This window comes from Luteibacter sp., assembly GCF_051958795.1.
Taxonomy (GTDB): Bacteria; Pseudomonadota; Gammaproteobacteria; order Xanthomonadales; family Rhodanobacteraceae; genus Luteibacter.
In genome coordinates this window covers 1-5,306 of the sequence record NZ_JBQCFT010000120.1, presented here as the reverse complement: position 1 = coordinate 5,306, position 5,306 = coordinate 1, and the positions used below count along the sequence as shown (strand labels likewise).

At 67.9% G+C, this 5,306-nt stretch carries 5 protein-coding genes; all 5 read left to right on the top strand.

Translation table 11 applies throughout. From position 1 onward, the window contains the following. The coding region (locus ACTHLF_RS06690) for a hybrid sensor histidine kinase/response regulator (protein ID WP_440325950.1) at window positions 1-884 on the top strand (884 nt) is incomplete at its 5' end. Window positions 885-971: 87 nt separating this feature from the next. Continuing rightward, window positions 972-1,658, top strand: a complete 687-nt coding sequence (locus tag ACTHLF_RS06685; protein WP_440325948.1) for a LuxR C-terminal-related transcriptional regulator — start codon at window positions 972-974, stop codon at window positions 1,656-1,658. A 99-nt stretch (window positions 1,659-1,757) separates the two neighbouring features. Beyond that, window positions 1,758-2,792, top strand: a complete 1,035-nt coding sequence (phnD, locus tag ACTHLF_RS06680) for a phosphate/phosphite/phosphonate ABC transporter substrate-binding protein (RefSeq protein WP_440325947.1) — start codon at window positions 1,758-1,760, stop codon at window positions 2,790-2,792. Between the two features lie 106 nt (window positions 2,793-2,898). Further along, entirely contained in the window at window positions 2,899-4,296 is a 1,398-nt protein-coding gene (locus tag ACTHLF_RS06675) for a sensor histidine kinase (RefSeq protein ID WP_440325946.1), read from the top strand. Between the two features lie 83 nt (window positions 4,297-4,379). Further along, the coding region (locus tag ACTHLF_RS06670) for a VTT domain-containing protein (RefSeq protein ID WP_440325944.1) at window positions 4,380-5,306 on the top strand (927 nt) is incomplete at its 3' end.

Genomic DNA, 5,306 nt, shown 5'->3' with positions numbered 1-5,306 from the left:
TCCGCATGGTGGCCGAACAGCACGACCTGCGCCTCGTGGTGCGCACCACCGGCGCATGGGTGCGGACCGACCGCACGATGCTGGCGCGGATCCTGAACAACCTGGTGAGCAACGCCCTGCGTTACACCCGCTGCGGCGGCGTGCTGGTCGGCGCCCGCCGACGGGATGACGGGAAGATCCGCATCGATGTCTGGGATACGGGCCTGGGTATTCCCCGGGAGCACGTCGAGCACATCTTCGATGAGTTCTACCGCGTGGAAAGTGGCCCCGAGGCGGGCAGGCCCGAAGGCACGCGCCGTGGCCTGGGCCTGGGCCTGTCGACCGTGCAGCGCCTGGCCGGGCTGCTTGGCACCCGGGCCACGGTGATCTCGAAGCCCGGCAAGGGCAGCGTGTTCTCGATCACCCTGCCCGAAGTGGCCGCCAACCCGATCCCGGAGGCGCCGCCCGCTGCGGCACCCGAGCCGGGCATGCCCCGCGACGTAGCTGGCATGCGCGTGCTGGTGATCGACGATGAGCCGAGCATCCTGGCCGGCATCAGCTACCTGCTCGGCAGCTGGGGCTGTGAGGTGATGACCGCCGAGGATGCCCAGCAGGCCATGGAAGCGGTGCACCTGTGGATGCAGCCGCCCGACCTGGTCATCTCCGACCTGCGCCTGCGCGAGGGGACGGGCCTGGACGTGCTGGCGCTGCTCGACCGCTACTACCGCCGCCGGCCGGGGGATCCCCCGCCGTTTGCCCGCGTCCTGATCACCGGGGAGACCCGCAGCGACTTCCTGGCGAACGTGGATACGACCACCACGCAGGTCCTGTACAAGCCGGTCTCCCCCGAACGGCTCCACGATGTAATGGTTTCCGCATGGTCTGTCCATCATGCGGCCGTCTGAGGCGAATGGCCTGCTTGCCGCCGACATCCGGGAGGGCTATGGTCCTTCGAACGGGGATGCTCGTGGCAGTGCGGGCGGAGGAGTGGCATGCGAGTTCTGATCGCGGACGATCATCGGCTGATCATCGAGGGCGTGAAGCTGAAGCTTCGCGAGCTGGGTGATGCGGTCGAGTTCGTCGAGGCTGAAACGGTGGCGCAGCTCAAGGCGCACCTTGGCAGGGCTCCCCTGCCGGATATCGCGTTGATCGACATGGCCATGCCCGGTGCCGACGGCGTCGAGCACATCAAGGATGCCGTGGCCGCGCTGAAGGAGCCCGGCGAGGATCCTACCGATCGCGCGCGCCCGGTCATTGTCCTCTCCGGCACCGAAGATCCGGCCGCCATCCGGCATGTGCTGGACCTCGGCGTCCAGGGCTACATCCCGAAATCCTCACCACCCGATGTCATCCTGAACGCGGTGCGCCTGGTCGTGGGCGGCGGCATCTACGTGCCGCCCGAGGCGATGAAGGCGGCGTCGGCGACCCCGATGGTCCCGGCGTTCGCAACGGCGGGAGGCGATGGCCTGACCACCAAGGAACGCCTGGCCACGGTCCTCACCGATCGCCAGATCGACGTGCTCAAGCTGCTCGCCAAGGGCAGGCCGAACAAGCTGATCGCCCGCGAGCTCGGCATCAGCGAGGGCACGGTGAAGATCCACCTGGCCGCGATTTTCCGCGCCCTGCACGTGCGCAACCGCCTCGAGGCCCTCGTGGCCGCCCAGCATCTCGGGGACTGAAACACAGGACACGTTTTTGCCACGGGCGCGGCGTAAGCTGGCGCCCGGGTGGGCAGGGAGCGCCGGGGGACAGCACGTCACACGACGCGAGGCAGGCGCATGCGGGCAGGCAGGGTGGGCACGACGAAACGGCTCCTCCATGGCTGGCTGGCCGCCGTTACGCTGGCTTTCACGGCGCTGCTGCCTGGCATGGCCTGCGCCGCCGGTACCGACATCGATCCCAACGCCCCTTTGACCTTCGGCATCCTCCCCATTGGGGGGCCAGCGGAGTCGCTCGAAGCGTGGCGTCCCATGCTGGACGACCTCCATACCGCGCTCGGCCGCCCCGTGCGGGCCGTGTCGGTCACGACCTACGAAGGCATCGCTCAGGCGATCAGCGAACAGCGGGTCGATATCGCCTTCCTTTCCGGCCGGCTCGCCCTGGACGCCGTGATGGGCCAGAACATGCAGGTGATCGGCCAGCTCACCCGCGGCGATGGGTCGAAGGGGTACTATGCCGTGCTGCTAGCGGCCACCGACTCGCACATCACCAGCCTCGACCAGCTTTTCGCCAAACCGGGCACGTGGCGCTTCGCGCGAGGCGAGGCATTGTCGGTCTCGGGCTACCTCGTGCCGGAGACCCAGCTGTTCGCCGCCCGCGGGGTGGACTCCGACACCTTCTTCGCCAAGGTCCACGTCGACAACCACCAGAACAATGCGCTGGCCGTCGCCAACGGCGAGGCGGATGTCGCGACCAATAACACCGCCGATCTGGAACGGTTCCAGCAGCACTTTCCCGACCAGTACGCGCGCCTGCGCGTCCTCTGGAAGTCGTCGCTGATCCCCCATGCCGTGATCGTGATCCGCAACGACCTGCCCGCCTCGCTGCGGGAAAAAGTGGCGGCATTCATAACGGGGTACGGCAAGGGCAAGGATGGCGCGCGTGAAGAAGCCAACCTGAAGCTGATCCATGACATCAGCGGCTTCGCGCCTGCCACGAACGCGTGCCTCGTACCCTTCGCCGATATCGAATACACGCTGGAGAAGCGCCGCGCGACCACCGCGCAGTGGGTCAGTGAAAACGCGCGCGAGGCGCGGTTCAGGAAGATCCAGTCCGACCACGATGGCCTCGTCGCGCGGCTGCGTGGCAAATAGGCCATCGGCCGGAAGGCATACGCCGCAAGGCTTAGCTCCCCTTGTCTATCGCGCCACGCGCGGCTGTTTCATAGATTCGTCATGAGACCCAGCCCAAGGCCGTAGCATGATCGCGTCCATTCCATCGCCCGGTCGGTCGTTGCCGACCAGCGAGCGGCGAGCCCGAAAGGGCCTGCTGCCGATGGTGGCGGTCGCGCTCGCGCTGACGGGGATGCTCGGCGTAATGCACCTGCGCGGGATCACGCAGGAAGCACGCAACGTGGCGCGCATCCAGGCCGTGCGACTCGCCGGCGTGGTGACAGCCAACATGGGAGACGATGCGACACGTGACGCCCTTTCGCGCACGCTATCGCGCAGCTCGCCAACGGCGCGGGTGATCCTCCATCGCAATGAAGGTTATGACCTGTCGCTGGACAGCGGCCGTCCACTGAGTGCGAACCATCAGTTGCGCGTCTCCGTCGCCACGCCCCTGGGCGAGCTGGAAACCGTTACCGATACCTCGGCCCTGCGCGAACGCCGGCTCGCCGCCATGCTGATGATGCTGTTGCTCGCCGTCGGCATCGGCGCGGTTTACGTCGCCAGCCGCCGCCTCGTTGCGCGCGAACTGGCCGATACGCTCGACGAAGTCGACGTGGTGATGGCGCGCATCGATGGCGAATTGCGCGCACGCAAGGACCGCGGCCTGGGCGATACGGAATCGCTGGACCTGGCTGTTGGCAGGCTCATTGGTGACCTGCGCGAACTGCGGGCCCGACATGATGCGGCACTGGCTGATGCGTTCCGCCAGCGGATGCAGGAGATGGCGCGGCAGACGCGCTTCATTGAACAGCTGGGCGACCACTTCCGCCAGCCGCTTCAGGCGCTGTCGCTGTTCGTCGGCGGCATGCAGCCCGGCGACGACCTGCGCCAGCGTGCCGTGCAGGGCCAGATGCGTACCAATGTCACCCGCCTGAACGAATTGCTGGAAGGCCTGCTGGACCTCGCCCGCTGTGATGCCGGCGCGGTCGAACCGACACCCCATGAGGTCATCGCGGCCGATCTGTTCGTCCGCGAGCGCGATGCCATCGCGAACGATGCGGGACGGCTCAGCGTGGACATCCACTGGCGCGGCGGTCGGCTTCCCGTCCGCAGCGACCCCAACCTGCTTTCCGAGCTGATCCACCGGCTGGTGGCGAACGCCGTGATCAGCACGCCGCATGGGCGTGTGCTGGTCGCTATGCGCCGCCGTGGCGATGCCGTACGGCTGGAGGTGCGCGACAACGGCATGGGCCTCGAGCCGCGCCAGCAGGAGCGGCTGTTCGACGACTTCACCCGGCTCCCGGGACACCCCGGCTACGGTCTCGGCCTGGCCGTGGCGCGGCGGATCGCCGAATTGCTCGGCGGCAGCATCGGCGTACGTTCCAGCCCCGGTCGCGGCACCTTGTTCTGGGTCCAGCTGGAGGGGGCGGCGAGCGGGACCGCAGCCCGTCCCGCCAGTGTGCTGAGCCACCACGCCGCATTGTGAAAATCGCGGGTTGCGCCCCTGTCCGCGGAGCGCGGACCGGCGTACCCTTGCGCCACTGAAACCGAGCATCCGGGGATACGGTCGTGGCGAGCGTCAACTGGTCGGATACCGCGCCGGTAGTGGCGTTCCTTGGCGTATTCGCCGGCGCGATCGGCCTGCCCGTACCGGCCATGCCCACGCTCATCGTGGTCGGCAGCACGCTGGTGCTGGCGCAGAGCCCCATGCTCATCCTGGCCACCTTCCTCGGCGCCCTCGCCGGGGCGTTCGCTGGCGACACCGCATGGTTCCTGACGGGCCGCCGCTTCGGCTACCGCGTGCTGGATAGCCTCTGCCGCATTTCGCTGTCGCCCGATACCTGCGTCCGCCGTGCCAGCGGGTTCTTCGAGAAGCGCGGGGTGAAGCTGCTCCTCGTGTCGCGTTTCATCCCCGGGCTATCCCTGGTCGCCATCCCCATCGCGGGCGCGGGCGATACCCGGTTCAGCCGGTTCACGCTCTATGACCTGGCGGGCGCCGCCTTGTGGATATCGGTGGGTCTTTCCGCCGGCATGCTGTTCTACCGGCAGATCGATGCCGTACTCGCCCTGCTGAAGCAATTCGGGGTGGGCCTCGTCACCCTCGCGGCGATCGGGCTGGTGGTGTGGATCACCTTCCGCTACATCCGCCGTACGTTGCTGATCGCACGCCTGCGCAAGAGCCGTATTTCGGTGGACGAACTGGCCGTGCTGCTCGCCAACGACCCGGGCGCCCTGATCGTCGACGTGCGCAGCACCTCCAACCGCCGCGACGACCCCTTCGTGATCCCCGGCTCGCGCCTGTTCGACCTGGGCACGGCCAGCGCCGACCTGGCGACCCTGCCCCGCGATACGAACGTGATCATTTATTGCTCATGCCCGAACGAGGTTTCCGCGGCCAAGGTGGCCGAGCGCCTGACCAAGCTGGGTTTCGCCAATGTCCGGCCCCTCACCGGCGGAATCACCGCCTGGCGCGACGCCGGGCGGGATGTCGAAGCC

What these genes read in the sequence shown, in the direction of transcription:
- phnD (WP_440325947.1), top strand. Translation starts at nt 1,758, where the DNA reads ATGCGGGCAGGCAGGGTGGGCACGACGAAACGGCTCCTCCATGGCTGG.
- ACTHLF_RS06685 (WP_440325948.1), top strand. Translation starts at nt 972, where the DNA reads ATGCGAGTTCTGATCGCGGACGATCATCGGCTGATCATCGAGGGCGTG.
- ACTHLF_RS06675 (WP_440325946.1), top strand. Translation starts at nt 2,899, where the DNA reads ATGATCGCGTCCATTCCATCGCCCGGTCGGTCGTTGCCGACCAGCGAG.